The sequence below is a fragment of the Komagataeibacter kakiaceti JCM 25156 genome, from assembly GCF_000613305.1.
Map to the genome: position 1 here is coordinate 1 of NZ_BAIO01000455.1, position 1897 is coordinate 1897.

General features: G+C 65.8%; 3 protein-coding genes and 1 pseudogene. 1 reads left to right on the forward strand and 3 read right to left on the reverse strand.

From position 1 onward, the window contains the following. Window positions 1–195 (forward strand): annotated as a pseudogene (locus tag JCM25156_RS25060) (hypothetical protein); the annotation flags it as partial. Window positions 196–264: 69 nt separating this feature from the next. Here JCM25156_RS25060 and hemH read toward each other — a convergent pair. The 3 genes from hemH to JCM25156_RS25065 form a co-directional block, all read right to left on the reverse strand. Next, window positions 265–1305 (reverse strand): ferrochelatase, encoded by a 1041-nt coding sequence (gene hemH / locus JCM25156_RS15195; protein ID WP_025813752.1) that lies wholly within the window; start codon window positions 1303–1305, stop codon window positions 265–267. An 80-nt stretch (window positions 1306–1385) separates the two neighbouring features. Then, window positions 1386–1511 (reverse strand): hypothetical protein, encoded by a 126-nt coding sequence (locus JCM25156_RS32200; protein WP_277909475.1) that lies wholly within the window; start codon window positions 1509–1511, stop codon window positions 1386–1388. Between the two features lie 53 nt (window positions 1512–1564). Next, a partial coding sequence (locus JCM25156_RS25065) for an NUDIX domain-containing protein (protein ID WP_034960216.1) occupies window positions 1565–1897 on the reverse strand: 333 nt, incomplete at its 5' end.

Here is a 1897-nt window from a genome sequence, read left to right on the forward strand (position 1 = left end):
CGCCGGGGCCAGCTACCAGCCGCGCCCGAAATCTATAACGCGACGGGCAATACCGCGCCGGAGGATGACACCATCTATGACCGTGATCTCTCCACGCTCTTCGCCACCCCGCAGGCGCCACCACCCCAGCCGCCCAAATCCTGCCCCGGCGGGCAGGTCTACAATGACCTGACCGAAAGCTGTGACCGGCCGTAACGCGGCGCGGCATCATGGGAAACCTTCAGGGGAACGCCGCCTTTCCGAAAAAGGCGCGCCCGGAAGCTTTTACCGTTCGGGGGGCAGCCAGCCTGCCAGTTCCCCGCGCACAAGGGCTTCAAGCAGGTCAATACTGTCGGGCGAACTGTTCAGGCACGGAATCAGCGCCAGTTCCGCGCCGCCCGCGCGGATGAAGCCCGCGCGTGATTCGTTGCCGATCTCATCAAGCGTTTCGATACAGTCGGAGATGAATCCCGGCGTGATCACCGCGATCCGGGTCACGCCCTGCGCGGGCAGCGACTCGATAAACGGCGCGGTATAGGGTTCCAGCCATTTGGCGGGGCCGAAACGTGACTGGAACGTCAGCGGCATCATCTGCGCGTCATATCCCATGGCGCGACGCAGGGCGACGATGGTGCGTTCGCATTCCGCCGCATAGGGATCGCCCTTTTCCACATAGACCCTGGGCAACCCGTGAAAGGATGCCACGATCATCTGCGGCGTGAAATCCAGTGTCCCGAGCCGCGCGGTGATGGAGCGCGCCAGCGCGGCGATATAGGCCGGATGATCCGCGAACGGGGGCAGCGTGCGTATGGCGGGCTGGTTGCGCATGCGCATGAGCGCCCGGAACGCCTGGTCGTTGGCCGTGGCCGTGGTGGTGGCGCTGTACTGCGGGTAAAGCGGGGCCAGCAGGATCCGGTCACATCCCTGCTCCACCAGTTCGTGCAGGGCCTGCCGGATGGAGGGCGTGCCATAGCGCATGCCCCATGCCACCGGCACATCATCCGCCGCCAGCCGTTGGGCCAGTTGCGTGGCCTGATCGCGGGTATGGGTGCGCAGGGGGCTTTCATCGCGGTCATGATGCCAGATGCGATGATACGCCGCCCCCGATTTGCGGGGGCGGAACGTCAGCACCGGACCATACAGGATCGGTTTCCAGATCAGCGGGCTGGCTTCGATAATGCGCCGGTCCGACAGGAATTCCGCCAGATAACGCCGCACGGCCCCATAGCCGGTGCCATCCGGTGTGCCCAGGTTACTGAGCAGCACCCCGGTCCGCGCGGGCGGCGCATCCGGCCCGGCCGCGCGGTGTATGGTGATGAAGGTCATGAAACGGCTGCTACAGGAAGCCGCGCGCGGATGCAAAGAAACAGCGCGGAACCACCCGTTCGCCCGTTACATGCCGGGAACTAGCGCCGGGCGCGCACCCGCACCGGCTGCGCCACGGGTGCCCGCATACGCAGGCAGCGCGCCATACCGACAAGACCCAGCAGGGCGACAACGGGGGAAAGCATCTGGACTAAGGTGAGCATCACGGTCCCTTTCCTGATCGGACAGTGACCAGTCAACCGCGCGTATCCCGCCCGCGTCAATCAAAAACATTGCCGCTGCGTGCCAGAACCATGCATTTGCGCATGAGCGACGGCAGCGCCACGGCAGCCCCCCCAGCGTGATGGACCATGCCGTCCTCCCCCACCATGCTGTTGGGAAAGGCCGGTATGCGGGCGGCATAGATATCGGCCAGCAGCGTGAAGTGGGTGAAAACATGCTTCACCCGCCCCGCGCGGAGCCATTCAACGCGCAGCCGGGGCGCTTTGGGCGCATGGGCCAGCGCCTCCGCCTTCGTCCACGGCGTATCGCGCCACAGCGGTCCGGGCAGGCCCATCATGCCGCCCAGCAGTCCCTTTTCGGGGCGGCGGAC